The sequence below is a fragment of the Pseudonocardia sp. ICBG1034 genome (genome assembly GCF_020131375.1).
GTDB classification, from domain to species: Bacteria; Actinomycetota; Actinomycetes; order Mycobacteriales; family Pseudonocardiaceae; genus Pseudonocardia; species Pseudonocardia alni.
Genome location: NZ_JAHLEK010000017.1, coordinates 285,604 through 310,663 on the forward strand (window position 1 = coordinate 285,604; position 25,060 = coordinate 310,663).

Here is a 25,060-nt window from a genome sequence, read left to right on the forward strand (position 1 = left end):
GAGCGGTCGGGTACGGGGAACCGCCGAGTCTAGGACGGGGCCCCCACCGTTCCCCGTCGCGACACCGCCCGCCCGCTCACCGATGACGACGCCGCAGGTCAGGTGGGGCGGACCACACAGCGGCGCCGGTCACGTTCCGGTGTCCGGACGACGGCCGGTGGGTGGATCCTGGCCGTCCGATCCCGAGAGAGAGCCGCGAGGTCGAGCCCGATGATCCAGCTCTGCGAGCGCTGCTACGCCCCCGTCGACGCCGCGACCGAACGCGTCTACCGGTTGTCCCACATCGAGTCGGCCGACGCGGCAGGCGAGGTGACCTGGCGCGAGGCCGTCGTGCACGTCGCGGCGTGTGTCCCCGCGGGCACCGTCGTCCCGGCCGGGCGGTGGGCCGCGTGATCCGGGACGCGCTGTGCGAGCGCTGCCTCAACCCGATCGACCCGACCCGCGAGCCGTTGCGGATGCGCACCCACGGCGGGACCGCGGCCGACGGCGGACCGGCCCGCAGCTTCGTGCACGCCCTGCCGTGTGTGCGCCCGGACACCGGTGACTGGGACCGCGGGCGTCGCGGTCTCTCGCCGGCCGCGGTGCGGCACGCCGCGGCCCGCGCCGACCATCGCTGACCCGGCGCTCAGCCGTCCCGGCGGGGATCGCCCTCCTGGTAGACGTCCGGCACCCCGTCACCGTCGTCGTCGCGCGTCTCGACCTCCTGCAGACGCCGGTAGTGGGCGTTGCGGGAGCGCAGGACCACCGTCGCCAGCAGCGCCGCGAGCAGCGAGCCGCACAGCACCCCGATCTTGACGTGGTCGTCCTGCGGGGTGCCGGTCCCGAACGCGAGCTCACCGACCAGCAACGACACGGTGAAACCGATCCCGGCGAGCTGGGCGAGGCCGAGCAGGTCCCACCAGGAGAGGTCGTCGGACAGCTCGGCCCGGGTGAACCGCTGCACCAGCCAGGTCGAGCCGAGCACGCCCACGGTCTTGCCGGCCACCAGGCCGGCGACGATGCCGAGGGTGACGGTGTCGGCCAGGGCCGCGCCGAACCCACCGCCGTCACCGTCGCCGCCGACCACCGTGACTCCGGCGGCGAAGAACGCGAACACCGGCACCGCGAACCCGGCCGACAACGGGCGCCAGCGGTGCTCGAAGTGCTCCGACAGCGACACCCCGTGCACCCGGCGGCGCCCCAGGACCGGCACCGCGAAGCCGAGCAGTACACCGGCGACGGTGGCGTGCACCCCGGACTCGTGCACGAGCACCCAGGTGATCGCGGCGAGCGGCAGCAGCACCCACCAGGAGCGGATCCCGCGCTGCACCGCGAGGGTGAACAGCGCCAGCGGGACGAGGGCGCCGAGCAGGGCGGGCACCGACAGCCGGTCGGTGTAGAAGACCGCGATGATCGTGATGGCCAGCAGGTCGTCGACGACGGCGAGGGTCAGCAGGAAGGTCCGCAGCGCGGTGGGCAGGTGCGTCCCGATGACGGCGAGCACCGCGAGCGCGAACGCGATGTCGGTGGCGGTCGGGATCGCCCAGCCGACCAGCGCGTCGGGGTTCGCGAGGTTGATCGCGACATAGATCAGTGCGGGCGCCGCCATGCCGCCGACGGCCGCCGCGACCGGCAGCAGCGCCGTGCGCGGGTCGCGCAGGTCCCCGGCCAGGAACTCGCGTTTGAGCTCCAGCCCGACGACGAAGAAGAAGATCGCCAGCAGGCCGTCGGCGGCCCAGGTCGCGAGCGACAGGTCCAGATGCAGCGCGGCGGGGCCGACGGTGAACCCGGCGAGCGCGGTGTAGGCGTCGCGCCAGGGCGAGTTGGCGAACAGCAGCGCCGCCGCGGCCGCGATGACGAGCAGGACGCCGCCGACGGTCTCGGTGCGCAGCACGTCGGCGACGCGACGGGCCTGTGCCCACGAACCGCGGGAGAACAGGCGGCGGGGGGCGGGGGTGGTGTTCACGGGGCTCCGGGGAGGTCGGGAGGGCAGGGGGCAGCGCTCGCCGACCAGACTTCCCGGCACACCGGAACGGGACCTTAACGGTCCCGGGCCGCCGCGTCAGCCCGTTCGAGGCGCGCGCCACCTCCCGCGCCGGACGCCCGGGGGCGGCCCCCTCGTGCCGTCCCCGGGCGTCAGGATCGCGTCAGGACCCGGCCCGTCGGTGTCGCCGCGGGCGCACGATGACGCGATGAGCGACATCGCCGGGTGGGCGCTGATCCTGGTCTACCTCCTGCTGGCCGTGGCGGCGGCCAGGGCCGTGCTCGTGGGCCCGCGCCCTCAGCCCAGCGCGGCGGCGGCCGCGGCGAGACCGCGGATCCGCTCGACGTCGCCCGCGGCGACGGCGTCGGCCGGGGTGAGCCAGGAGCCCCCGACGCAGGAGACGTTGGGCAGGGCCAGGTAGCCCGGTGCCGAGTCGACGGTGATCCCACCGGTCGGACAGAACCGCAGGTCCGGCAGCGGCCCGGCGACCGACGCCAGGAACGGGCGCCCGCCCGCGGCCTCGGCGGGGAAGAACTTGCAGGCGGTGTGGCCGCGCTCGGCGACGGCCATCATCTCCGAGATCGTCGCGGTGCCGGGGAGGAAGTCCAGCCCGGAGTCCTCCATCGCGTCGAGCAGCCGCGGCGTCGCACCGGGGCTGACCAGGAAGCGGGCGCCCGCGTCGACCGAGGCGCGGACGTCGTCGGGGGTACGGACGGTCCCGGTGCCGACGACCGCGTCGGGCACCTCGGCCGCGATCCGGCGGACGGCCTCGAGCGCGGCCGGGGTCCGCAGGGTCACCTCGATGACCGGCAGCCCGCCGTCCACCAGGGCACGGGCGAGCGGGACGGCCGTCGCGGCGTCGTGCAGCACGACGACGGGGACGACGGGGGCCAGCTCCAGCAGCTTCTCGCTCATGGTTCCTCTCGGACGGGACGGTCTCTCAACCGGTCCCTCAGTGGGGCAGGACGACGGTCGCACCGGTGTCGGCGGGTCCGACCGCGGCGCGGAACGCCGCGAACAGCTCACGTCCGGTGCCCGTCGTCGGACCGGACGGGCCGGCGGGCCGGGCGGGCTCGCGGGCGTCGAACTCGTCGGCGTCGACCAGCAGGGACAGGGTGCCGTTCAGGGTGTCCAGGCGTACCAGGTCGCCGTCGCGCACGTTCCGCAGCGGTCCGCCCTGCGCGGCCTCCGGGGTGACGTGCAGCGCGGCGGGCACCTTGCCCGAGGCGCCGGACATGCGGCCGTCGGTGACGATCGCGACCTGGTGCCCGCGGTCCTGCAGCAGCCCCAGCGCGGGGGTCAGCTTGTGCAGCTCGGGCATGCCGTTGGCGCGCGGTCCCTGGTACCGGACGACGGCGACCAGGTCACGCCCGTCCAGCTCGCCCGCGGCGAACGCGGCCAGCAGGTCGTCCTGGTCGTCGAAGACCACGGCCGGCGCCTCGACGACGCGGTGGTCGGGCTCGACGGCGGAGGTCTTGACCACCGAGCGGCCCAGGTTGCCGTGCAGCACGCGCAGCCCGCCGTCCGGGGAGAACGGGTCGGCGACCGAGCGCAGCACCGACTTGTCCAGGCTCTCCGTGGTGCCCTCACGCCACACGAGGGTGTCCCCGTCGAGGAAGGGCTCGCGGGTGTAGCGGGACAGGCCGGGGCCGTCGACGGTGCGGACGTCGTCGTGGGCCAGGCCGTGGTCGAGCAGCTCGCGGATGAGCAACTGCATCCCGCCGGCGGCGTGGAAGTGGTTCACGTCCGCCGTGCCGTTGGGGTAGATCCGGGCCAGCAGCGGCACGACTGTGGACAGGTCCGAGAAGTCGTCCCAGGTGATCTGCACGCCCGCGGCGGCGGCCATCGCGACCAGGTGCATCGTGTGGTTGGTGGAGCCGCCGGTGGCCAGCAGCGCGACGATCCCGTTGACCACCGCCTTCTCGTCGACGACCGCACCCATCGCCTTCTCCGGGTCACCCGCGGCGTCGAGCGCGCGGCGGGCGACCTCGTCGGTCAGGGCGTCGCGCAGCGCGGTGCCGGGGTTGACGAACGACGACCCCGGCAGGTGCAGGCCCATGACCTCCATCAGTAGCTGGTTGGAGTTCGCGGTGCCGAAGAAGGTGCAGGTCCCCGGGCCGTGGTAGCTGGCCGACTCCGCCTCGAGCAGCTCGGCGCGGTCGGCCTCGCCCGCGGCGAACGCCTGCCGGACGCGGGCCTTCTCCTTGTTCGGCAGGCCCGAGGTCATCGGACCGGCGGGTGCGAGCAGCACCGGCAGGTGCCCGAAGGACAGCGCGCCCATCACCAGCCCGGGGACGATCTTGTCGCAGACCCCGAGCAGCACCGCGGCGTCGAACATGTCGTGGCTCAGCGCGACGGCGGTGGACAGGGCGATGACGTCGCGGGAGAACAGCGACAGCTCCATGCCGGCGCGGCCCTGGGTGATGCCGTCGCACATGGCGGGGACCCCGCCGGCGACCTGGGCGACCCCGCCCGCGGCACGGGCCGCGGCCTTGATCCGCCCGGGGTAGGTCTCGAACGGCTGGTGGGCCGAGAGCATGTCGTTGTAGGCGGTGACGATGCCGATGTTGCGGGCGGGCGACGCGGTGAGGGTCAGCTTGTCCGGCCCGCACGCGGCGACCGCGTGGGCGAGGTTGGCGCAGCCGAGGTCGGCGCGGCCGGGGCCGGCGGCGGGCCCCGCGGCGGCCGCCGCGCGGATGCGCTCGAGGTAGGCGGCGCGGGTGGTGGCCGAGCGGGCGGTGACCCGCCGGGTGACGGCGTCGACGACGGGGTGCAGCGGCACGGAGGCGGTCACGGTACGTCGATCTCCAGGTGGTGGGGTGCGTGGCGAACCGTTCGATAAGCACTCTACCGACTGACTTATGTACTCACAAGACGTTAGTGAGACCCGATCAGCGTTTCGCCAGGTCGAAGCCCTGTGGTTCACTGGACGAATGCGAGGACGCACCCCGACCAGCGCGCCCGCCACGGCGGGCGAGATCTTCCGGCTGGTCCGGGACGGCGTGGCCGGGACCCGGACCGAGATCGGTCGCGAGACCGGCCTGTCCCGGACCGCGGTCGCCGCGCGCGTCGACCGGCTGCTCGCCGACGGCCTGGTCACCGAGGTGGTCGGCGCCGCCGCGACCGGCGGTCGGCCCGCCGCGCGCCTGGAGTTCAACGCCGCGGGCGGCACCGTGCTGGCGCTGTCGGTCGGCGTCAGCCGGTCCAAGGCCGCCGTGTGCGACCTGTCCGGGGCCGTGCTGGCCGAGGAGGTCGTGGACATCCCCGCCTCCGCCGGGCCGGAGCACCTGCTCTCCGAGGCGGTCATCCGGCTGGAGAAGCTGCTGCTCACCGCCGGGGTCGACGACGCCACGATCCGCGGCATCGGGCTGTCGATCCCCGGCACCGTCGACGGCGCGCGCGGCTGGTCGGTGGGTGTCCCCGCGCTGCCCGGCTGGGAGCGGATCGCGCTGCCGCCGCTGCTCACCGCCCGCTTCCCCGCCCCGGTGCTGGTCGACAACGACGTGAACGTCATGGCCCTGGCCGAGCACGACGCCCACCCCGACGTCGACGACCTGCTGATGGTCAAGATCGGTTCCGGGGTCGGCGCCGGGCTCGTCTGCGGCGGGGTGCTGCAGCGCGGAGCCTGGGGCGCGGCCGGCGAGATCGGGCACACCCCGGTCCACGACGGGCCGGGCATCGGCTGCGGCTGCGGCAACATCGACTGCCTGGAGGTGCTGGCCTCGGGCCGCGCCCTGGTGCGCGACCTCGCCGAGTGCGGGCAGCCGGTCACCGCGATCGCCGACGTCGTCGCCCTGGTCAAGCAGGGCGACCCGGACGCGGTGCGGCTGGTACGCATCGCCGGGCGCCGGCTCGGCGAGGTCCTCGCCGCCGCGGTGAACCTGGTCAACCCCGCGCTGGTCGCGATCGGCGGGGACCTGGTCGGGGCGTTCGACCCGCTCGTCGCGGGCGTGCGGGAGGCGATCTACCGGCGCTCGATGGCCGCGGCCACCCAGAACCTGCGCATCGAGCCGGGCCTGCTCAGCGGGCGGTCGGGCGTGATGGGCTGCGCGATCCTGGTGCTCGACGAGGTGCTCTCCCCCGGCTCCGTCGACACCGCCCTGTCGGCCTGAGCCGCTCAGCGGTGCGGCGCGCGGAGCAGGTCGAACCGCATCGTGCGCGACAGCGTGAACCCCATCGCCTCGTAGAGCCGGATCGCGCCGCGGTTGTCCGCGGCCGCATGCAGCACCGGGCGCTCGCCGCGGGCGACGATCCCGGCGGCGACGGCGTCGACCAGGCGGCGGGCCAACCCCCGGCCCCGGAACTCCGGCGCGGTGCAGACAGCGCTGATCTCGGTCGCCCCGGCGGCGCCGTCGCCGCCGATGCGCATGCGCTCCCCCGCCATCGCGACCAGCCGGCCGTCGTGGCGGACGCCGAGGTAGCGGCCCAGCTCGGCGGTGCGCGCCAGCCAGGGCCCGGGCCGGGTACGACCGGTCAGCTCCGCCATCTCCGCACGGTCCGACGGCCCCAGCTCGACGAGGTCGTCCGCGGCCGCGCCCGGCACCGCGACGCCGTCCATCTGCACCCCGGGGAACGCGCGCAGCAGCTCCCAGCCCGCCGGGATCCGCGGCGGTCCGGCGGCGGCCCGCACCACCACGACCTCGCTGCCCGGCGCGCAGAGCGCCGCGAGGTCGGCCCAGTCCCCGGCGCTGCCGTGCCCGTCGGCGTCGAGCGGGAGCGCCGCGAACGGCGACACCTCCGGGTCGAAGCGCACCGCGGCACCACGGGTCGCGCCGAAGTCGGCCAGCCGCCCGCGCAGGGCGGAGGCCACCGGGTCGGTCAGGGCGGTGTCGAGGCGGGCGGCGGTGTCGGGCACGGCCGTCATCGTGCCCCGGCGCCCCGGCCACCCGGCGCAGGGGTCGGCTACCGTGCCCGCGCCCCCGGCCACCCGCCGCGGGATCCGTCCCGACCACGCCACCGACCACGCACCAGTACGTCCGGAGCTGCCATGTCCACCGTCGCCGACGCCTTCACCACCCGTCACGGGGCGGCCCCGACCGGGGTCTGGTTCGCCCCCGGGCGGGTCAACCTGATCGGCGAGCACACCGACTACAACGACGGCTTCGTGCTGCCCTTCGCGCTGCCGCACCGGGCCGTCGTCGCCGCGGCACCCGCGGCCGGGGGCCGCAGCCGGGTCCGGTCGGTGCAGGAGCCGGGCGCCCCGGTGGAGTTCTCCGCGGCCTCGGTGGTGCCCGGCGAGGTGCCCGGCTGGGCGGCCTACGTGGCCGGGACCTGCTGGGCGTTCCGCGAGGCCGGCTACCCGGTGGGCGAGGTGGAGCTGGAGCTGGACTCCGACGTGCCGGTCGGGGCCGGGCTGTCGTCGTCGGCGGCGGTGGAGTGCGCGGTCGGCGTCGCGCTCGCCGGGCTCGCCGGGGCCGACGTCGACCCGACCACGCTGGCCCGGATCGCGCGGCGCGCGGAGAACGAGTTCGTCGGCGCCCCCACCGGTGGCATGGACCAGATGGCCTCGATGCACGGGCGCACCGGCCGGCTGGTGTTCCTCGACACCCGCGGCGACACCGTCGAGCTGGTCCCCTTCGACCTGCCGGCGCACGACCTGGAGCTGCTGGTCGTCGACACCCGGGCGCCGCACGCACACGCCTCGGGCGAGTACGGCGCCCGGCGCGCCGACTGCGAGGCCGCGGCCGCCGCCCTCGGCGTCCCGGCCCTGCGGGACGCGGGCCCGGACGACCTGCCCCGGATCGCCGACGAGCGGATCCGGCGCCGGGCCCGGCACATCGTGACCGAGAACGCCCGGGTCGTCGAGACCGTGCGGCTGCTGTCGGGCGGCGCGGACCCGCGGGCGATCGGGCCGCTGCTCGACGCCTCGCACACCTCGATGCGTGACGACTTCGAGATCACCGTCCCACACGTCGACGTGGCCGTCGAGGCGGCCCGCGACGGCGGCGCGACCGGCGCGCGGATGACCGGCGGCGGCTTCGGCGGCTGCGTGATCGCGCTGGTCGAGGCCGACGGGGCGGCCGCGGTCACCGCATCGGTGCGGGAGGCCTTCGCACAGCGCGGCTGGGCCGAGCCGGTCGTGTTCCCGGGCACGCCGTCGGACGGGGCGGGCCGGCTGGCCTGACCGCCGTCCCTTCCGCCTTTCGCGAGCGGAACCGAATCGGTACAGTACGGAAGTGCCCCGTCACGCGGGCCCTGGCACCGCTCGACCCGCACCCGTTCGCTTACCGAGGAGACGGCTCGTGCCGCACCCCCTTCCCGTCATGGACCCCGCCGACGTCGTCGTGTTCGGCGGCACCGGCGATCTCGCGATGCGCAAGCTGCTGCCCGCGCTCTACCTCCGCGACCGCGACGGCCAGCTCGCCGACGACACCCGCATCGTCGCCGTGTCCCGATCCGGGCTCGACGACCCCGGCTACCGCGACAAGGTCGACTCCGAGCTGCGGCGCACCGCGCCGCGCTGGGCCGGCCCCGACGCCTGCGCCGACGACGCGCAGCACCACCGCTTCCTGGACCGGCTGCACCACGTGACCCTCGACGTCGCCGACGACGACTGGTCGCTGCTGTCGGGGCTGATCGGGGCGCCCTCCCCGGGGCGCACCCGGGTGCTCTACCTCGCCTCCGCCCCGCAGCTGTTCGGGCGGATCTGCGTCGGCAGCGCGGCCGCCGGCATCGTCGACGACCGCACCCGCGTCGTGCTGGAGAAGCCGCTGGGCACCGACCTGGCCTCGGCGCAGGCGATCAACGACGAGGTCGGCTCGGTCTTCGCCGAGGAGCAGATCTACCGGATCGACCACTACCTCGGGAAGGAGACGGTGCAGAACCTGCTGGTCCTGCGCTTCGGGAACTCCCTGTTCGAGCCGCTGTGGAACGCCTCGCAGATCGACCACGTGCAGATCACCGTCGCCGAGTCGATCGGCGTCGGGAACCGCGCCGACTACTACGACGGCTCCGGCGCGCTGCGCGACATGGTGCAGAACCACCTGCTGCAGCTGCTGTGCCTGGTCGCGATGGAGCCGCCGGCCAAGATCGACGGCGAGGGCGTGCGCGACGAGAAGCTCAAGGTCCTGCAGTCGCTGCGGCCGCTCGACGGCCCCGACGTCGTGCGCGACACCGTGCGTGGGCAGTACGCCGAGGGCCTCGTCGACGGCACCGCCGTGCCCGGCTACGCCACCGAGCTGGCCGAGTCCCGCGCCGGGACCCCACGCGAACGGGAGCGGTCCTCCACCGAGACCTTCGTGGCGCTGCGCGCCGAGGTCGCCAACTGGCGCTGGGCCGGTGTGCCGTTCTACCTGCGCACCGGCAAGCGACTGGCGACGCACGCGTCGGAGATCGTGGTGCAGTTCAAGCCGGTCCCGCACTCGATCTTCCCGGCGTTCGGCGAGGAGATCCCGGCCAACCGGCTCGTCCTGCGGCTGCAGCCCGACGAGGGCGTCCGCCTGCACATGACGGCCAAGCAGCCCGGCCCCGGCGGGATCCGCCCGATCCCGGCACCGCTGGACCTCAGCTTCGCCCGTACCTTCGGCGACCGGCTGCCCGACGCCTACGAGCGGCTGCTCATGGACGTGCTGCGCGGCAACCCGACACTGTTCATGCGCCGCGACGAGATCGAGGCCGCGTGGCGCTGGGCCGAGCCGATCCTGCGGACCTGGGAGGCCACCGACCAGCGGCCCCGCCCCTACACCGCGGGCAGCCACGGCCCGGCCTCGGCCACCGCGCTGATCGAGCGCGACGGCCGGGCCTGGCACGAGGACTACTGAGCCGGGTCAGCCCCCGATCCGCCCCAGGGCGAACGTGGTGGCGGCGGTGCGGTCGCTCGCGTAGCGGTAGTGGCCGGCGCCGCTCGCCCCGTTCTGGCAGAAGTTGTCGGTGGCGTTGCAGTAGGAGCGGATCGACGACGCGTAGGCCGACAGCGCGCCGCGCGAGCGCGGGAACACGCCGTTGCGGGCCGCGGAGTAGCTGCCGGTGTTGTAGCTCTCACGGCCGTTGAAGGTCGGGTCGCCGAACAGCACCACCGCCGGGATGCGGTCGGCTCCGGGCACGCCCCCGCCGGCCAGGGTGTCCCCGACGACCTGGGCGCCCTGCGAGTACCCGATCAGCACGAACCGGGTGGAGGGGCACTGCGCGGAGGTCGCCGCCAGCCTGCTGCGCAGCGCGGAGACCCCCTGGCGCACGCTGCTCGCGTAGTTGCCCAGCGACGCCGGGTAGACCAGGTCGTGGGTCCGGACGGTCTGTGCCGACCGCGACTGGATCGACGAGGCCTGCGGACCCGCGATGCTCCCGCCGCCCTGGGCCTCGGTGCTGCCGCGGACCCCGATCGTCTCGATCTGCGGGCACCCGGTCGGCGGGGCGGGCGCAGCGGCCGCCGTGGGCGCGGCGACGACACCGGCCAGCGCGATCCCGACCGCGGCCGCGATCCCGGTGACGACACTCCTGATGTGCACGCCTCTCCCCTTCCCACACGGATCCGATCCACCGATCGGGCGTGTCAAGTGGGCCATGCGCAGACGCATCGGATGATCTTTGCGCGGCGAGATCCCGGCTGCGCGCGGCGAGCGGGGGACGAACGGTCGGGCCTCAGCTCCGGCAGCGGTCCGAGCTGTAGAGGTGGGAGTCCGGGAAGTGCCGGGCCGCCAGCGCCTCCCCGACGATGATCACGGCGGTACGCTGGATCCCGGCCTCGTCGACGGCCTTGGGCATCTGCTCCAGGGTCCCCCGCAGCACGATCTCGTGCGCACGCGACGCGTGTGCCACCACCGCGGCCGGGCAGTCGCCGCCGTAGGAGGGGGCCAGGGCGTCGACGACCTCGGCGATCCGGTGCACGGCCAGGTGCAGCACCACGGTGCCGCCGGCGGCGCCCAGCTTGTCGAGTCCCTCGTTCTCCGGCATCGGGGTCGCGCGCGCGGCGATCCGGGTGAGGGTGACGGTCTGGGCGACCGTGGGGACGGTGAGCTCGCGGCCCAGCGCCGCGGCCGCCGCTGCGTAGGCGGGGACGCCGGGGCACACGTCGTAGGGCACGCCCTCGGCCTCCAGGCGGCGCATCTGCTCGGCCATCGCCGAGAACACCGACGGGTCCCCCGAGGCGAGGCGGGCGACGTCGAGCCCGTGCCGGTGCGCGCGCACCATCTCGCCCGTGATCTCGTCGAGCGTCATCAGCGCGGTGTCGACGGTGCGGGCGCCGGGCGGGCAGATCTCCAGCATCTCCGGCGGTACCAGGCTGCCCGCGTAGAGACAGACCGGCGCGGCCGCGATGAGGTCGCGGGCCCGCAGCGTCAGCAGGTCGACCGCACCGGGTCCGGCCCCGATGAAGTGCACCGTCACAGCTCGGTCCTCACAGCACGTTCCTCCAGCTCCACAGGGTCACGGGCATGGCGGGGCGCCATCCGTGGAAGCCGCCGACCGGGACGGCGCGGGCGACCTGCACCCGTACGAGGTCCCCTCCGTGGGCGGCGTGGGCGGCGGCCAGGGCCGCCTCGGTCTGGACGGTGACCGCGTTGGCGACCAGGCGACCGCCCGGGCCCAGCGCGGCCAGGCAGGCGTCGAGGACACCCTCGCGGGTCAGCCCGCCGCCGACGAACACGACGTCGGGCCGTTCCAGCCCGGCCAGTACGTCCGGCGCGGGACCGGTCACCACCCGCAGGCCGGGGACACCGAGCGCCGCGGCGTTGGCGGCGACCCGGTCGGCGCGCTCGGGGCGGGTCTCGACGGCGATCGCGCGGCACCGCGGGTGCGCCCGCATCCACTCGATGCCGATCGACCCGGACCCGGCGCCGATGTCCCACAGCAGCTCCCCCGCGCGCGGCGCGAGGTGGGCGAGGGTGACGGCGCGGACCTCGCGCTTGGTGAGCTGACCGTCGTGGTCGTAGCTGTCGTCGGGCAGGCCGGGCGTCTCCCCCGGCGGGACGAGCCCGGCGTCGGGGACGCACTCGATCGCGACGACGTTCAGCGCGTCCGCGTCGCCCCGCCAGGCCGCGGCGGTGGCGGACACCCGGCGCTCGTCGGGCGCGCCGAGCCGCTCCAGCACCGTCATCCGCGAGCCGCCCCATCCGGCGCCGTCGAGCAGCCCGGCGATCTCGGCGGGTGACCCGGCTCCGGCCGAGAGCACGACCAGCCGGGCGCCCGGGGCCAGCGCCCGGCGCAGCGCGTCGAGCGGGCGGCCGACGACGCTCAGCACCGCCACGTGCTCCGAGCCCCAGCCCAGTCGGGCGCAGGCCAGCGCCACCGACGACGGGTGGGTCAGCACCCGCAGCCGGTCCGGCCCGGCGACGCGGGCCAGCGTGGCGCCGATCCCGAAGAACATCGGGTCGCCGGAGGCGAGCACCGCGACGCGCCGGTCGGCGAGGGAGTCGAGGATCCCCGGCAACGCCGGGACCAACGGCGACGGCCACGCCCGCCGCTCCCCCGCCACGTCGGCGGGCAGCAGGTCGAGCTGGCGGGGCCCGCCGAGCAGCACCTCGGCGTCGCGCAGCGCGTCGCGGTGGGTCTCCGGCAGCCCGGCCCAGCCGTCGGCGCCGACCCCGACGACGGTGAGCGGGTCACCCACCGGTCTTGTCCGTGACCCCGGCGGCGTCGAAGGTGGCGACGTCGGCCATCGCCCGCGCCGCGCCCTGCAGCACCGGCAGCGCGAGCAGCGCGCCGGTGCCCTCGCCGAGGCGCATGTCGAGCTCCAGCAGCGGCGCGAGGCCGAGGTGGTCCAGGGCGAGCGCGCCGCCCGGCTCGGCGGAGCGGTGCCCGCCCAGGCAGTAGCCGACGACGTCCGGGGCGAACGCGGCGGCGACCAGGGCGGCGGAGCCGGCGATGACGCCGTCGAGCACCACCGGGACGCGCAGCGCGGCGGCGCCCAGGACGAACCCGGCCAGCCCCGCGTGCTCCAGCCCGCCGACGGCGGCGAGCACCCCGAGCGGGTCGGCCGGGTCGGGCCGGTGCAGCTCCAGGGCGCGGCGCACGACGTCGGTCTTGCGGGCCAGGGTCTCGTCGTCGACGCCGGTGCCGCGCCCGGTCGCGACGGCCGGCTCGGCGCCGGTGAACGCGCACACCAGCGCGGCCGCGGCGGTGGTGTTGGCGATGCCCATGTCCCCGGTGAGCAGGCAGCGGTTCCCGGCGGCGACCAGGTCGCGGGCGACCTCGACACCGTGCTCGAGCGCGGCGCGGGCCTGCTCGCGGGTCATGGCCGGGCCGGCGGTCATGTCGGCGGTGCCGCGGGCGACCTTGCGGGGCAGCAGGCCGGGCACCGGGTCGAGCTCGGCGGCCACCCCGACGTCGACGACGAGGACCTCCGCTCCGAGCTGGCGGGCGAACGCGTTCACCACCGCACCGCCCGCGGTGAAGTTCGCGACCATCTGTGCGGTGACCTCCTGCGGCCACGGGGTGACGCCCTGGGCGTGCACGCCGTGGTCGCCGGCGAAGATCGCGACGGCGGCCGGGGACGGCACCGGCGGCACCTCGGCCCCGGCGATCCCGGCGAGCGCGACGGCCACGTCCTCCACCCGGCCGAGCGCGCCGCGCGGCTTGGTCATCCGGTCGAGCCGGTCGCGGGCCGCGGCCCGGGCGACCCCGTCGACCGGAGCGACGGCGTCCACCGTGGACTCCAGCAGGGCGGTGGGCGTGGCGCCGGGCAGCCCGCGGGCGCCCCAGGTGTCCTGGTGCACCGCCCAGTCCAGCGGGCGCCGCCGGGCCCAGCCGTGCTGCTCCAGCTCGGGCCGGTCGGGGAAGGCGTCGACGTGGCCGACACACAGGTAGGCGACGACCTCGACGTGCGCGGGCAGCCCGAGCAGCGCGCCGAGCTCGGTGAGGCCGTCGTCGCCGAAGAACGACACCCAGCCGACCCCGAGGCCCTCGGCGCGGGCGGCCAGCCACAGGTTCTGCACCGCGAGCGCGGCGGAGTAGGGGCCCATCTCGGGGCGTTCGTGGCGGCCGAGGGTGTGCCGGCCGCCGCGGGTGGCGTCGGCGGTCACGACGACGTTCAGCGGGGTCTCGCGGATCGCCTCCACCCGGATCGCGCGCAGCGCCTCGGCGCGGGCGGCGGGCAGTGACGCGGCGTAACGGTCGCGCTGGGCGGAGACGAGGGCGTGCACGCGCTCGCGGACGCCCGCGTCGCGGACCAGGACGAAGTCCCAGGGCTGGGAGAACCCGACGCTCGGGGCGGCGTGCGCGGCCTGCAGGACGCGGGTGAGGACCTCGTCGTCGACCGGGTCGGGCCGGAAGCCGGTGCGGACGTCGCGGCGGGAGTGCAGGACGTCGTAGAAGTCCGTCACGTCGGCATTCCTCCTGCGGTACACGGCACGGCGACGGATGAGACGACCACACGTCCGTAGAGGTGGTCAACTGTCCCTCCGGGTCGGTCGGGCACCTCACACGTGCCGGATGGTGCATGCTCGACGACCGTGCTCTGCCCCTGCGGTACCGGCCGCCCCGAGGACACCTGCTGCGCCCCCGTGCTCGCCGGGCGCCCCGCCGCCACGGCGGAGGCGCTGATGCGCAGCCGCTACACCGCCTTCGTGCGGGGCGACCGTGCGTACCTGCTGGCGTCGTGGCACCCGTCGACACGGCCGCGACGGTTGCGGCTGGAGCCGGGGTCGGTGTGGACGGGGCTGGAGATCGTGGCGCGCTCGGGCGGGACGATGTTCTCCGCCGACGGGACCGTCGAGTTCCGGGCCCATCGGACGGACGGGGTGCTGGCCGAGCGCAGCCGGTTCGTCCGGGAGGACGGGCGGTGGTTCTACGTCGACGGGGACGTGGAGTAGGTAACGCCCCGTCCCCCCGCGACGACTCCGCGTGGACCGACGGGTGGGGGACGGTTGGCACGGCACAAGGAGCGCGGCCCGGACGGGCGGTTCGTGAAGGCGAGCACGGGCGTCGGCGCGTTGCTGTTGGCCCTGTGGCTCGCCGTGTCCGGCGGAGGCCTGGGCAGCGGCGCGGCCGGCGGGGTCGCCGGGTCGGGTTCGACGGCCGCGGCCGGTTCGTCAGGGTCCGGCGCATCAGCCCCGCGAAGCGTCCGGGCGAAGAACCGGAGCCAGGACGGCACGGCACGACGGCTGTCCCGCGCGGGGCGGGAGGTCCGCCGGCTCGACGGCGACGTCCGGACCGACTGCGCATCCGTGTCCTATGGACGCGTGCGCGACTTCTTCGCCGGGACCCCGTGTGTCGGGGTCGGCCGGGCGTCCTTCGAGGTGCGGGAGGGCGGCGCCCGGGTGGTGGTCGCCGTCGCCGCGGTCGAGATGCCAGAGACGGCCGACGCGATCGGGTTGAAGAGGCTCGTCGACACCTACGGCACCGGCAACGTCCGGGAGCTGCGGACACCGGATGGGGTGCGCTGGACGGGGCGCCACTACACGTCGGGACGCGACGACGTGACGGTCGTGAACGCCCAGGCCGAGCCGGTCGGTGCCTCGGCCGTGGCAGCGCGGCTCGCCGATGCGGTGGCCCGCGACGCCGCTCGGAACTGAGGCCCGGCCCCCGAGGTCGGCGAACGGCCTCACCACTGCGGCGACTGCACCGACCACGTCCGCGAACAACCCGGCTGGCACGTGGCCCGTGGCCCGGACGGGGTCACGACCACCAGTCCCACCGGACACACCTACCTCGCACCCGACCCACCGTGAGCCGCGTCGCGACTGTCGCCGGTGCGGCGACGCGGCTAGCGTGCCGGGACGTGGATCATTCCCCGCTCGGCGACGACCCCACCGGCGGACCGCTGGACGGCGTTCTGGTCGCCGACTTCTCCCGCGTCCTCGCCGGGCCCTACGCCACGATGATGCTGGCCGACCTCGGCGCGACGGTGATCAAGGTCGAGGGCCCGGGCGGCGACGACACCCGCACCTGGAAGCCGCCGATGCTCAGCGACCCCGAGCAGGGCGACATCTCCACCTACTACCTGTCGATCAACCGGAACAAGCGGTCCGTGGTGCTCGACCTGACCGACCCGGGCGACCTCGCGGCGGCACGCGAGCTGGCGCGACGGGCCGACGTCGTCGTCGAGAACTTCCGGCCGGGCGGCGCGGCGCGGTTCGGGCTGGACCACGACAGCGTCTCGGCCGGCAACCCCGGGGTCGTGTACTGCTCGATCACCGGGTTCGGCGCCCGCGGCGGCGCCCACCTGGCCGGCTACGACCTGCTCGTCCAGGCGGTGTCCGGGCTGATGAGCCTGACCGGCGACGTCGACGGGCCGCCGTTCCGCGCGGGGGTCGCGGTGTTCGACGTCCTCACCGGGCTCCACGCCGCACTCGCGGTCGGCGCGGCGCTGCGGCACCGCGAGCGGACCGGGCAGGGCCAGCTGCTGGAGACCAACCTGCTGTCGGTCGCGATGTCCACCCTGGTCAACCAGACGGAGGCCTACGTCGCCGCGGGCGCGGTCGGCCGCCGGATGGGCAACGCCCACCCCAGCGTCTTCCCGTACCAGCCGATGCCCACCGCGGACGGCGACCTCATCGTCATCGCCGGCAACGACGGCCAGTTCCGCAAGCTCGCGACCGTCCTCGGCGACCCGGCCATGGCCGAGGACCCGCGCTTCGCGACCATGTCCGACCGGATCGGCCACCGGGAGGAGATCGAGCAGCGGCTGCGCGCCCGCCTCGCCACCCGCACCGCCCAGGAGTGGTACGACGCGATCACCGCCGCCGGCGTGCCCTGCGGCCCGATCAACACCGTCGACGGCGGTGTCGCCCTCGCCGAGGAGCTCGGCCTCGACCCGGTCGTCCGGGCCGACGACGCCGCCGCGGTCCCGACCGTCCGCAACCCGGTCACCTGGTCGGCCACCCCACCGTCCTACCGCCGCTCTCCCCCGCCACTGGGCGCCGACTCCGCCGAGGTCCGTGCCTGGCTCGACCAGAACGGATAGCGCCACTCGCCATCGCCGGATAGTCTCGGTATCCACACAGCACCGTGACGAGGGAGTGGACCGATGGCGCCGTACACCCGCACGACCAACGAACCGGCCGACGGGCCGGTCGTCGTGTTCCTCATCGGCATGCGCTTCAACCGGCCCTGGAAGGTCCGGGCCTGGCTGCCGGTGGTGAGCGCGATGTCCGGGATGCTGCGCGAACTGGAGCGCGACCCCGCCCACGGGCTGCTCGGGACCCGCTCGGGGATCGGCCCCGGCGGGCCGTTCCTCGTGCAGTACTGGCGCGACCGCGAGTCCCTCTACGCCTACGCGAGCGACACCGCGGCGACGCACCGTCCGGCCTGGGCCGCGTTCAACCGCCGCGCCCGCCGCTACCCCGGCGCCGTCGGGATCTGGCACGAGACCTTCGTGGCCGGGCAGTTCGAGACGATCTACGGCGACATGCCGCCGTCGGGGCTGGCGAAGGCACTGGGCGTGCGGGAGATCGACGCCGTCACCGACGGCGGCCGCCGCCGGCTCGACGCGTCACGACACGCCGCCTGACGTCTCGTGTTGCGGGCCGTAACGGCCCACCGGAGGATCGGCCGATGAGTTCGGGGGCGCAGACGGCGAAGCGGCCGTCGCAGTGGGCGATCTGGTTCTTCGGGGCACTCGGCGGGATCCTGTGGGGGTACGACACGGGCGTCATCTCCGGGGCGATCCTGTTCATCCCCGACGACATCCCGCTGTCGTCGCTGGAACAGGGCACCGTGGTGTCCGGGCTGCTGGTCGGCGCGATGCTCGGGGCGGGCGTCTCCGGCACGCTCGCCGACACCCTCGGCCGGCGGCTGCTGATCCTGCTCGGCGGGATCGTGTTCGTCATCGGCACGCTGGGCGCCGCTCTCGGGGTGAACGTCGCGATGCTCGTCGGGTTCCGGTTCGTGATGGGCGTCGGCGTCGGCATCGTGTCGGTGGTCGTGCCGATGTACCTGTCCGAGCTGGCCCCGGCCCGCATCCGCGGGCGGCTGACGTCGCTGATGCAGCTGCTGGTGACCGTCGGGATCTTCCTGGCCTACGTCACCGACTTCGCCTTCGCCGGGTCCCGGGACTGGCGCTGGATGATCGGTCTCGGCGTGATCCCCGCGGTCGTCCTCGCCATCGGCATCTACACCCAGCCGGAGAGCCCCCGCTGGCTGGTCGCGCAGAAGCCCGACGGCGGCGAGGCGGACGCGCGGGTCGTCCTGGAGCGGCTGCGCGGCACCCCGGAGGCGGCCGAGGCCGAGCTGTCGGAGATCCGGGAGAGCGTGCGCTTCGAGCGGGAGAACACCGAGAAGGTCGCGATCGGGACGTTGTTCTCCCCGCGGCTGCGGCGGCTGACCCTCATCGGGATGCTGCTGGTCTTCTTCCAGAACTTCGTCGGCATCAACACGATCATCTACTACGCGCCGACCCTGCTCACCGACGTCGGCTTCGGGGCGACCGGCGCGATCGGCGCCAACGTGGGCATCGGCGCGGTGAACATGCTGATGACGCTGCCCGGGATGTGGCTGATCGACCGCGCCGGGCGACGCCCGTTGCTGCGCTGGGGCGCGGTCGGCATGTGCCTGGCGATGATCGTCCTGGCCGTCACCAACCTGGTCGGGCTGGAGCAGGGACCGCTGCTGCTCGGGCTGACGCTGGCCGGGATCGTCGTCTACATCGCCTCGTTCTCGATCTCCTGGGGCCCGGTGCAGTGGGTGCTGCTGCCGGAGCTGTTCCCGCTGCGGGTCCGCGCCGGCGCGGTCGCGTTCTGTGTGACGTTCAACTGGCTGTTCAACATGACCGTCGCGCTGCTGTTCCCGTCGCTGCTCGAGGCGTTCGGCGCGGGCTGGAACTTCCTGTTCTTCGCGGTGACGACGGCGGCCGCCTACGTCTACGCGACCCGGCTGCTGCCCGAGACGAAGGGCCGCAGCCTGGAGGAGATCGAGCGGGACCTGGCCCAGCCGGTCACGGCGAAGCCGGTGTGACCGGCGGGGTGTGCGCGGTGACCTCCGGGGCCTCGTGGCGGTACGGCTCCACCGCGACCGCGCACAGCTGACCGCTGCACCCCTGCGCGAAGCCCGACGTCCCCCGGTCGCGGGTCACGGCGTTCGGGTTGCCGTGCACGCAGAGGCCGTCGTCGCCGAGCTCGGGACGGTCCGGGTCGGGGCGCGGGTCCCACCACGCCCCGGTCGGCAGCTGGAGCACGCCGGGCCGGATGTCGTCGGTGACCCGCGCCGCGGCCAGGCAGGCGCCCCGGTCGTTGTGGAGGCGGACGACGTCGCCGTCGCCGATGCCGAGCCGGGCGGCGTCGTCGGGGTGGATGCGCACGACCTCGCGCCCGGACCGTTTCGACCCGGCCGAGTGGGCGCCGAAGTCGAGCTGGGAGTGCAGCCGGGTCGCCGGCTGGTTGGAGACCAGCCAGAACGGGTGCCGGTCGTCGGGGACCTCGGTCGGCTCGATCCACGCCGGGTGACCGGGGTGGTCGGGCAGCCCGAGCGCGGCGATCGGGCCGGACCCGACCTGGACGCGGCCGGACGCCGTCGGCAGCGGGTGCCGGGCGGGGTCTGCGCGGAAGCGGGCCAGCACCCCGCCGTCGTCGGGGCGCTGGGGCAGCTCCAGCTCGCCGCGCTCCCAGAACTCCTCGAACGACGGCGCGTCGAGCCCGCGGTCCGCCAGTCCCTTGCGGGTGCGGTCGTACATGTGGACCAGCCACTCGTGCGACGTCCGGCCCTCGGTGAAGGCCTCGCCGTGCCCGAGCCGCACGGCCAGGTCGGCGAGCACGTCGTAGTCGTCGCGGGCCTCGCCGTGCCGGGGCACCAGCTGCTTCATCGCGACGACGAGCGGGTCGGAGCTGGTGGCGCCGATGTCGTCGCGTTCGAGGGTCGTCGTGGACGGCAGCACGACGTCGGCGTGCCGCGCGGTGGCCGTCCACATCGGGTCGTGGACGACGAACGTGTCCAGCTCGGCGACCGCGCGCCGCATCCGGCGCAGGTCCTGATGGTGGTGGAACGGGTTGCCACCGGCCCACCACGCCATCCGCACGTGCGGGTAGGTGTGCCCGACGCCCTGGTAGGAGTAGGTCTGCCCCGGGTGCAGCAGCATGTCCGCGACCCGCGCGACCGGGATGAACGAGGTCACCGGGTTCGGCGCCCGGGAGAACGTGGGCACCGGCACCGCGTTGCGCGGGCGCCCGTAGTGCCCGAGCGACCCGAGGCCGTAGTTGAAGCCGCCGCCGGGCAGGCCGATCTGGCCGAGCACCGCGGCGAGCGCCGTCCCGCCCCAGACCGGCTGCTCGCCGTGCTCGGCGCGCTGCAGCGACTGCGCGACGGTCACCAGGGTGCGGCCGTGCGCGATCCGCCAGGCCAGCTCGCGGATCGTCGCCGCGGGGATGCCGGTGACGCCCTCGGCCCATCCGGCGTCGCGCGCCGGGGCGGCGAACAGGTACTCGCGCAGCCGGTCCCAGCCGTCGCAGTGCGAGGCGAGGAAGTCGGTGTCGGCCCGGCCCGCCTCCACGACGGTGTGCATGAGCGCCAGCATCAGCGCGACGTCGGTGCCGGGCCGGATCGGCAGCCAGGTGGCGTCGACCTCCTCCGGCAGATCCGGACGCAGCGGGCTGACCAGCACGAACACCGCGCCACGGTCGCGGGCGGCGCGCATGGCCCCGCGCTCGACGTGCCGGCTGACCCCGCCCGCGGCGATCGCGGAGTTCTTCAGCGCCATCCCGCCGAACGCGACGACGGTGTCGGTGTGCGCCGCGACCTGGTCCCAGGTCACCGCGTAGCGGGTCACCGCGTCGAAGGTGCCCAGCACGTGCGGCAGCACCACCTCGGCGGCGCCCCCGGAGTAGGTGTTGACCGAGCGGGTGTAGCCCCCGGTCAGCGCGAGGAACCGGTGCAGCTGGCCCTGGGCGTGGTGGAAGCGCCCGGCCGACGCCCAGCCGTAGGAGCCGCCGTAGACGGCCTCGTCGCCGTGGGTGGAGCGGACCCGGTGGGTCTCCTCCGCGAGCCGGTCGAGCACGGCCTCCCAGGACACGGTGCGGTAGCCGTCGCGCCCACGACCGGGGTCACGGCCCGGGCCGCGGTCCCACCAGCCGCGGCGCACCGCGGGCGCGGCGACCCGGGCGGCGTGCCCGACGGCCGCGGGGATGTTGTCCAGCACCGGGGACGGGTCCGGGTCGCCCGGGTGCGGGCGGACCCGCAGCCTGCTGCCGTCCCAGCGGGCGTGGAACACGCCCCAGTGCGCGCTGTGGGTCCTCACGTTCTCGGTCACCGCCGACCACCGTAACCCGCATGCGGGGGCCCGCATACGGGAAAGCCCGCCCCATGACGACGACCGCGGAACTGCTGACCGACCACGTCAGCCGGATCGACGAGCTCGTGCGCGAGGTGGTGGACGGCCTGTCCGAGGCCGACCTCGCCCGCCGCCCGGAGGGTGCGGACGGCCCCGGCAACCCGATCGGCTGGCTGGTGTGGCACCTGCTGCGGGTGCAGGACGACCACGTCGCCGAGGCGTTCGGGTCCGACCAGGTCTGGACCGGCGAGGGCTGGGCGCAGCGCTTCGGCCTGGACCTCGACGTCGCCGACACCGGGTTCGGGCACACGTCGTCGCAGGTCGACGTCGTGCGCACGACCGCGGACCTGCTGGCCGGCTACGGCGCGGCGGTGCACGAGCGCACCGTCGGGCACCTCGCGGGTCTCGCGGACGACGACCTGTCCCGCGTCCTGCCGCCCACCTGGGGGGAGAACGTGACCCTCGGGGAACGCCTGGTCAGCGTGGTCGGTGACGACCTCCAGCACGCCGGCCAGGCGGCCTACCTGCGCGGGCTGCTCGGAGTGTGATCCCGCCCGCCACCTAGGCTGGTCCCGATGGCCACCGCACCCGCACGCGTCCCCGACCTGACCGCACTCGCCCTGCTCCGTGACATCGCCTGCACCGGGAGCATGTCCGCCGCGGCCGAGGGGCTCGGGCTGACGGTGCAGGCCGCGTCCGCGCGGATCCGGGCCGCCGAGCAGCAGGTCGGGGGCCCGGTGCTCGAACGTGCACGCCGGGGGCGGCGGTCGAGCAGGCTCACCACCCGCGGGGTCCTGCTCGTGGAGTGGGCGGGCCCGCTGCTGGCAGCCGCGTCCGACCTGGACGTCGCGGTCGCGGCGCTGCGCGACGAGCCGGCCGGGGAGGACACCGTCGTCCTGGCCGCGAACCCGGTGGTCGCGGAGTGTCTGCTGCAGGCCTGGCTGGTCGAGCTGCGCGACGGTCCGGGCGGGCGGGTCGTGCTGCGCGACACGCCGGATCCGGCGGCGGCGGTCCGGTCCGGCGACGCGGCGGTCGGGGTGGTGTCCACGCCCGGTCCGCTGGAGGGCCTGCACGCGGCGACGGTGGGATCGGACCCGCTGGTGCTCGTCGTCGCCCCCGGCCACCCGTGGGCCGGGTCCGAGGGCGTCGACGCCGCGCAGCTGGCCGGTACCCCGCTGCTCACCCGTCCGCCCGGTGCAGGGGCCCGGCCCGCGCTGGAGGCCGTGCTCGACGCCGCCGGTGCCGGTGAGCCCGTGCCGCCGCGGCGCGAGTACGCCGCGGACGCCGCCCTGCGTGCGGCGGTCCGCGCCGGTGAGGGCCCCGCGGTGCTGGGGCGGGCGGTGGTCGGCGCCGACGTCGCGGCCGGGTCGCTGGTCGTCGTCGACGTCCGCGGTCTGGACCTGACCCGGGAGTTCCGCGCCGTCTGGCGGGAGGGCACCTCGCCCCGCGGCACCGCCCGTGACCTGCTGCGGATCGCCACCGGCGGCCGGATCCGCTGACCCGGCCGGACCCGACCCGGCTCAGCCGGCGACGACGGTGAGCAGCGCGTGCCCGGCCAGTGCGGCCGCGACGCCGACGACCGCACTCGCCGCCGCGTAGCCCACGGCGAGCGCGGTGCGGCCGCGTTCGAGCAGCGACAGCGTCTCCCAGCCGAAGGTGCTGTAGGTGGTGAACGCCCCGCAGAACCCGGTGCCGAGCAGCGCGGCGAACCCCGGCCCGAACAGCGGGGTCAGCGCCACCACGCCGCCGAGCACGAAGGACCCGGCCACGTTGATCACCCAGGTGCCCCACGGGAACGCCGAGGGCCTGCGCGCCTTCACCGCGGTGTCGACGAGGTAGCGCAGCGGCGCCCCGACGGCCGCACCGAGGGCGACGAGCAGCGCCGTCACCGGGCTCCGTCCCCGGCGAGCGCGCGGGTCAGGGTCGCGCCGAGCGCCGTCGCGGCGACGGCGAGCACCGGGGTGCCGACCATCAGCGCCGCCGACCCCGGCGAGCCGAACGCCGGCGCGGCGACGTCGACGGCGTAGGTGGAGAACGTCGTGTACCCGCCGAGCACCCCGACGCCCAGCGCCGGGCGGACGAGCGGGTGGGCCCGGAACCGCTCGGTGACCAGCACCATCAGCACCCCCATCAGCAGGCAGCCGGTGACGTTGATGAGCAGCGTCGTCCACGGGGCGGGCGGGCCGACGAGCCCGAGCAGCCGGCGCGCCTCGGCGCCCACCACCCCGCCGGCGGCGACCGCCGCGAGCACCGCGGGCCGGCCGGGCGCGCTCACCCGGCGGCCTCCGCCCGGGCGGCGCGGCGCGCCGTGGGCAGGCCGATCGCGGCGGCGACCAGGCAGGCCACCGCGCCCAGGGCGAGCCCGCCGCGACCGCCCCACTGCTCGCTGACCCAGCCGGCGACGGGGCCGCCGATCGGGGTGGACCCGAGGAAGGCCACCGACCACAGCGCCATCACCCGGCCCCGCATGTGCGGGGCCGAGGCCAGCTGCAGCGTCGAGTTGCCGCCGGCCATGAACGCGACGCTGGCCATCCCGACCAGCCCCATCGCGACCAGGGCGACCCACAGCGACGGCGCGACCGCGGCCAGGCCCAGGACCAGGCCGAACAACAGCGCGGTCCGCACCAGCATCGGCACCCCGGTACGTCCGTGCCCGGCGACGACGAGCCCCCCGACGACCGCGCCGACGCCCATGGCGCCGGTGAGCCAGCCGTAGGTGGCCGCGTCGCCGCCGAAGGTCTGCGAGGCCACCACCGGCAGCACCACCGGGAACTCGTAGGCCAGGCATCCGATCAGCGCCATCATCACCAGCGGCACCCGGAGCTCGGGGTTGTCGCGCACGTGGGCCAACCCCTCACGCAGCTGCCCGGGCGCCCGGGGCGCGGGAGCGGTGGGCATGAGCGCGGAGGTGTCCAGGCGCAGCAGCGAGGTCACGACGGCGACGAAGCTGACCGCGTTCACCGCGAAGCAGATGCCGGTCCCGCCCGCGACGATGACCAGCCCGGCGACGGCCGGTCCGACCGCGCGTGCGGCGTTGACCAGGACCGAGTTGAGGGTGACGGCGTTGCGCAGGTCCTCGGGCCCGACCAGCTCGTGCACGAAGGTCTGCCGGGCCGGGTTCTCGACGGCCTTGTTCAGCCCGAGCACCGCGGCCAGCACGTAGACGTGCCAGAGCGCGACGGTGCCGGTCAGGGTGAGCACGGCGAGTGCGGCGGCCTGCAGGCCCATCATCGTCTGCAGGCCGACCATCAGCCGTCGCCGGTCGAGGCGGTCCACCCACACCCCGGCGTAGGGGCCGAGGAGCAGGGTGGGCACGGTCTGCACGGCGACGACGGTGCCGAGCACAGCGGCGGACCCGGTCAGCTCGTACACCAGCCAGGACTGGGCGATCGACTGCATCCAGGTACCGACCAGCGAGATCGACTGGCCGCCGATCCAGAGCCGGTAGTTGTGACCGGACAGCGCGGCGAAGGTGCGGGCGAGTGCCCGGCGGGACGCCTGGTCCGGACCGGCGCTCACCGGGCGTCCCGCAGGGCCCTGGCGAGCGCGTCGAGCGCGGGCAGCGCGGCCCGCAGCCGTGCGGTGTGGTCGGAGGACAGGGCGTCGACGTGGGCGGCGAGCAGCCGGGTGCGTTCCTCGCGGCGTCGGCGGTGCTCGGCAGCACCGGCCTCGGTGACCGCGACGCGTACGGCGCGACCGTCGTCGGGGTCGGTGTCGCGGACGAGCAGCCCGGCGGCCTCCAGCTTGCCCGCCAGCCGCGACAGCATGGTGGGGTTGACGCCCTCGACGGCGGCGAGCTCCCCCATCCCGATCGGGCCGCGGACGGCGACGGTCCCGAGTACCGACAGGGCGCTGCGGGTGAGGTCGGAGCCGCGGGTGGCCCGGTCCAGGCCCCGGGCGATCCGGGCCAGGTCCGTGCGGAGCCGCGCCAGCGCGTCGGGGTCGAGGCCGCTCATGCACGCTCCATA

At 75.4% G+C, this 25,060-nt stretch carries 25 protein-coding genes; 12 read left to right on the forward strand and 13 right to left on the reverse strand.

Annotated elements, in window-relative coordinates:
• Positions 1 to 210 precede the first annotated feature (210 nt).
• Positions 211 to 393: a hypothetical protein gene (locus tag KPF22_RS16200; protein ID WP_062394822.1), complete on the forward strand. Its 183-nt coding sequence runs from the start codon at positions 211 to 213 to the stop codon at positions 391 to 393.
• Entirely contained in the window at positions 390 to 617 is a 228-nt protein-coding gene (locus KPF22_RS16205) for a hypothetical protein (protein ID WP_179759914.1), read from the forward strand. The genes KPF22_RS16200 and KPF22_RS16205 overlap by 4 nt, the downstream gene beginning before the upstream one ends.
• Before the next feature lie 8 nt (positions 618 to 625).
• On the opposite strand, the gene nhaA is transcribed toward KPF22_RS16205, so the two are convergent.
• The 3 genes from nhaA to edd form a co-directional block, all read right to left on the reverse strand.
• Positions 626 to 1,945 (reverse strand): Na+/H+ antiporter NhaA, encoded by a 1,320-nt coding sequence (gene nhaA, locus KPF22_RS16210; protein ID WP_224402559.1) that lies wholly within the window; start codon positions 1,943 to 1,945, stop codon positions 626 to 628.
• Between the two features lie 315 nt (positions 1,946 to 2,260).
• On the reverse strand, positions 2,261 to 2,878 hold the full coding sequence (gene eda / locus KPF22_RS16215) for a bifunctional 4-hydroxy-2-oxoglutarate aldolase/2-dehydro-3-deoxy-phosphogluconate aldolase (RefSeq protein ID WP_224402560.1): 618 nt from the start codon (positions 2,876 to 2,878) through the stop codon (positions 2,261 to 2,263).
• A gap of 37 nt (positions 2,879 to 2,915) precedes the next feature.
• The gene (gene edd / locus KPF22_RS16220; RefSeq protein ID WP_224402561.1) at positions 2,916 to 4,757 is read right to left on the reverse strand and encodes a phosphogluconate dehydratase; all 1,842 of its coding nucleotides are present in this window, start codon (positions 4,755 to 4,757) and stop codon (positions 2,916 to 2,918) included.
• Between the two features lie 139 nt (positions 4,758 to 4,896).
• Here edd and KPF22_RS16225 point away from each other — a divergent pair, with 139 nt between their 5' ends.
• Positions 4,897 to 6,075, forward strand: a complete 1,179-nt coding sequence (locus KPF22_RS16225) for an ROK family transcriptional regulator (protein ID WP_100877827.1) — start codon at positions 4,897 to 4,899, stop codon at positions 6,073 to 6,075.
• Positions 6,076 to 6,080: 5 nt separating this feature from the next.
• Here KPF22_RS16225 and KPF22_RS16230 read toward each other — a convergent pair whose 3' ends face one another.
• Positions 6,081 to 6,818, reverse strand: a complete 738-nt coding sequence (locus KPF22_RS16230; protein ID WP_224402562.1) for a GNAT family N-acetyltransferase — start codon at positions 6,816 to 6,818, stop codon at positions 6,081 to 6,083.
• Positions 6,819 to 6,950: 132 nt separating this feature from the next.
• Here KPF22_RS16230 and galK point away from each other — a divergent pair, with 132 nt between their 5' ends.
• Positions 6,951 to 8,087 (forward strand): galactokinase, encoded by a 1,137-nt coding sequence (galK, locus tag KPF22_RS16235; RefSeq protein WP_224402563.1) that lies wholly within the window; start codon positions 6,951 to 6,953, stop codon positions 8,085 to 8,087.
• A gap of 139 nt (positions 8,088 to 8,226) precedes the next feature.
• Positions 8,227 to 9,723: a glucose-6-phosphate dehydrogenase gene (gene zwf / locus KPF22_RS16240; RefSeq protein WP_224402564.1), complete on the forward strand. Its 1,497-nt coding sequence runs from the start codon at positions 8,227 to 8,229 to the stop codon at positions 9,721 to 9,723.
• A gap of 6 nt (positions 9,724 to 9,729) precedes the next feature.
• On the opposite strand, the gene KPF22_RS16245 is transcribed toward zwf, so the two are convergent.
• The 4 genes from KPF22_RS16245 to cobT form a co-directional block, all read right to left on the reverse strand.
• The gene (locus KPF22_RS16245; RefSeq protein ID WP_208825454.1) at positions 9,730 to 10,407 is read right to left on the reverse strand and encodes a cutinase family protein; all 678 of its coding nucleotides are present in this window, start codon (positions 10,405 to 10,407) and stop codon (positions 9,730 to 9,732) included.
• A 133-nt stretch (positions 10,408 to 10,540) separates the two neighbouring features.
• A complete protein-coding gene (gene cobM, locus KPF22_RS16250) occupies positions 10,541 to 11,284 on the reverse strand; it encodes a precorrin-4 C(11)-methyltransferase (RefSeq protein WP_208825452.1) in 744 nt (247 codons plus the stop codon).
• A gap of 10 nt (positions 11,285 to 11,294) precedes the next feature.
• On the reverse strand, positions 11,295 to 12,506 hold the full coding sequence (cbiE, locus tag KPF22_RS16255; RefSeq protein ID WP_224402565.1) for a precorrin-6y C5,15-methyltransferase (decarboxylating) subunit CbiE: 1,212 nt from the start codon (positions 12,504 to 12,506) through the stop codon (positions 11,295 to 11,297).
• Positions 12,499 to 14,217 carry a nicotinate-nucleotide--dimethylbenzimidazole phosphoribosyltransferase gene (cobT, locus tag KPF22_RS33185; protein ID WP_308010411.1) on the reverse strand — a complete coding sequence of 573 codons (1,719 nt, stop codon included), beginning with the start codon at positions 14,215 to 14,217 and terminating at the stop codon, positions 12,499 to 12,501. Before cobT ends, cbiE begins: the two co-directional genes overlap by 8 nt.
• 129 nt (positions 14,218 to 14,346) lie before the next feature.
• On the opposite strand from cobT, the gene KPF22_RS16270 reads away from it, so the two are divergent.
• The 5 genes from KPF22_RS16270 to KPF22_RS16290 all read left to right on the forward strand — a co-directional run bounded on the left by KPF22_RS16270 (position 14,347) and on the right by KPF22_RS16290 (position 18,787).
• The gene (locus KPF22_RS16270) at positions 14,347 to 14,706 is read left to right on the forward strand and encodes a YchJ family metal-binding protein (protein ID WP_224402566.1); all 360 of its coding nucleotides are present in this window, start codon (positions 14,347 to 14,349) and stop codon (positions 14,704 to 14,706) included.
• Positions 14,707 to 14,760: 54 nt separating this feature from the next.
• Complete coding sequence (locus tag KPF22_RS16275; RefSeq protein WP_224402567.1) at positions 14,761 to 15,408, forward strand: hypothetical protein; 648 nt, start codon at positions 14,761 to 14,763, stop codon at positions 15,406 to 15,408.
• 206 nt (positions 15,409 to 15,614) lie between these two features.
• Positions 15,615 to 16,799 carry a CaiB/BaiF CoA-transferase family protein gene (locus KPF22_RS16280; RefSeq protein WP_224402568.1) on the forward strand — a complete coding sequence of 395 codons (1,185 nt, stop codon included), beginning with the start codon at positions 15,615 to 15,617 and terminating at the stop codon, positions 16,797 to 16,799.
• A 63-nt stretch (positions 16,800 to 16,862) separates the two neighbouring features.
• Positions 16,863 to 17,345, forward strand: a complete 483-nt coding sequence (locus KPF22_RS16285; RefSeq protein WP_208825442.1) for a DUF4188 domain-containing protein — start codon at positions 16,863 to 16,865, stop codon at positions 17,343 to 17,345.
• A 44-nt stretch (positions 17,346 to 17,389) separates the two neighbouring features.
• A complete protein-coding gene (locus KPF22_RS16290) occupies positions 17,390 to 18,787 on the forward strand; it encodes a sugar porter family MFS transporter (RefSeq protein WP_224402569.1) in 1,398 nt (465 codons plus the stop codon).
• On the opposite strand, the gene KPF22_RS16295 is transcribed toward KPF22_RS16290, so the two are convergent.
• Positions 18,768 to 21,071, reverse strand: a complete 2,304-nt coding sequence (locus KPF22_RS16295; protein ID WP_224402570.1) for a molybdopterin-dependent oxidoreductase — start codon at positions 21,069 to 21,071, stop codon at positions 18,768 to 18,770. The genes KPF22_RS16290 and KPF22_RS16295 overlap by 20 nt on opposite strands.
• Before the next feature lie 53 nt (positions 21,072 to 21,124).
• Between KPF22_RS16295 and KPF22_RS16300 the strand changes: the two genes are divergently transcribed.
• Together KPF22_RS16300 and KPF22_RS16305 are read left to right on the forward strand one after the other, a co-directional pair.
• Positions 21,125 to 21,640, forward strand: a complete 516-nt coding sequence (locus KPF22_RS16300) for a DUF664 domain-containing protein (RefSeq protein WP_224402571.1) — start codon at positions 21,125 to 21,127, stop codon at positions 21,638 to 21,640.
• A 27-nt stretch (positions 21,641 to 21,667) separates the two neighbouring features.
• Positions 21,668 to 22,591, forward strand: coding sequence for a LysR family transcriptional regulator (locus KPF22_RS16305; protein WP_224402572.1), 924 nt, complete (start codon positions 21,668 to 21,670; stop codon positions 22,589 to 22,591).
• Positions 22,592 to 22,612: 21 nt separating this feature from the next.
• Here the strand turns inward: KPF22_RS16305 and crcB are convergent, their stop codons facing one another.
• Genes crcB through KPF22_RS16325 form a run of 4 tightly spaced genes read right to left on the reverse strand, consistent with a single transcriptional unit; the run spans position 22,613 to position 25,048 of the window.
• The gene (gene crcB / locus KPF22_RS16310) at positions 22,613 to 22,981 is read right to left on the reverse strand and encodes a fluoride efflux transporter CrcB (RefSeq protein WP_224402573.1); all 369 of its coding nucleotides are present in this window, start codon (positions 22,979 to 22,981) and stop codon (positions 22,613 to 22,615) included.
• Positions 22,978 to 23,367 (reverse strand): CrcB family protein, encoded by a 390-nt coding sequence (locus tag KPF22_RS16315; protein ID WP_224402574.1) that lies wholly within the window; start codon positions 23,365 to 23,367, stop codon positions 22,978 to 22,980. Before KPF22_RS16315 ends, crcB begins: the two co-directional genes overlap by 4 nt.
• Positions 23,364 to 24,611: an MFS transporter gene (locus KPF22_RS16320; RefSeq protein ID WP_208825432.1), complete on the reverse strand. Its 1,248-nt coding sequence runs from the start codon at positions 24,609 to 24,611 to the stop codon at positions 23,364 to 23,366. Before KPF22_RS16320 ends, KPF22_RS16315 begins: the two co-directional genes overlap by 4 nt.
• Positions 24,608 to 25,048, reverse strand: coding sequence for a MarR family winged helix-turn-helix transcriptional regulator (locus KPF22_RS16325; protein ID WP_224402575.1), 441 nt, complete (start codon positions 25,046 to 25,048; stop codon positions 24,608 to 24,610). Before KPF22_RS16325 ends, KPF22_RS16320 begins: the two co-directional genes overlap by 4 nt.
• Positions 25,049 to 25,060 lie beyond the last annotated feature (12 nt).

Bases quoted from the DNA above. Each gene is read 5' to 3' on its own strand.
- KPF22_RS16305 (WP_224402572.1), top strand. From the start codon at position 21,668: ATGGCCACCGCACCCGCACGCGTCCCCGACCTGACCGCACTCGCCCTG.
- KPF22_RS16200 (WP_062394822.1), top strand. From the start codon at position 211: ATGATCCAGCTCTGCGAGCGCTGCTACGCCCCCGTCGACGCCGCGACC.
- KPF22_RS16325 (WP_224402575.1), bottom strand. From the start codon at position 25,048: ATGAGCGGCCTCGACCCCGACGCGCTGGCGCGGCTCCGCACGGACCTG.
- KPF22_RS16300 (WP_224402571.1), top strand. From the start codon at position 21,125: ATGACGACGACCGCGGAACTGCTGACCGACCACGTCAGCCGGATCGAC.
- galK (WP_224402563.1), top strand. From the start codon at position 6,951: ATGTCCACCGTCGCCGACGCCTTCACCACCCGTCACGGGGCGGCCCCG.
- eda (WP_224402560.1), bottom strand. From the start codon at position 2,878: ATGAGCGAGAAGCTGCTGGAGCTGGCCCCCGTCGTCCCCGTCGTCGTG.
- zwf (WP_224402564.1), top strand. From the start codon at position 8,227: ATGGACCCCGCCGACGTCGTCGTGTTCGGCGGCACCGGCGATCTCGCG.
- KPF22_RS16225 (WP_100877827.1), top strand. From the start codon at position 4,897: ATGCGAGGACGCACCCCGACCAGCGCGCCCGCCACGGCGGGCGAGATC.
- KPF22_RS16290 (WP_224402569.1), top strand. From the start codon at position 17,390: ATGAGTTCGGGGGCGCAGACGGCGAAGCGGCCGTCGCAGTGGGCGATC.
- KPF22_RS16285 (WP_208825442.1), top strand. From the start codon at position 16,863: ATGGCGCCGTACACCCGCACGACCAACGAACCGGCCGACGGGCCGGTC.